This is a genomic window from Microvirga pakistanensis (genome assembly GCF_004458765.1).
GTDB lineage: Bacteria > Pseudomonadota > Alphaproteobacteria > Rhizobiales > Beijerinckiaceae > Microvirga > Microvirga pakistanensis.
The window spans coordinates 1-223 of record NZ_SPJX01000557.1 but is presented as its reverse complement, the minus strand read 5'-3'; the positions used below and the strand labels follow the sequence as shown (position 1 = coordinate 223).

Annotated in this window: 1 protein-coding gene; it reads left to right on the top strand. The window is 69.5% G+C overall.

Annotation, left to right across the window (positions count from 1 at the left end; translation table 11 throughout):
• Positions 1–11: 11 nt before the first annotated feature.
• Positions 12–223: hypothetical protein (locus E4K09_RS23785; protein ID WP_134500163.1), on the top strand; the 212-nt coding region annotated here is incomplete at its 3' end.

Sequence of the window (223 nt, the reverse complement as noted above, 5' to 3'; positions counted from 1 at the left end):
CAGGGGACATCGTGGGCCGAACCTGGGACGAACTGACGCGCTCCGTCGTGTCGGATCCCGAGGGGGAGATCGCGGGATGCTTCGCGCGCCGTGAGACCTGGACTGCGAGGAATGTCTCCTGGGCGATGGACGATCCATCCCTGGAGGTGCCGGTCGCCTTGGGCGGCGTGCCGGTCTTCGGCGCCGACGGGGAGCTCAGCGGGTATCGGGGCTTCGGCCTGCT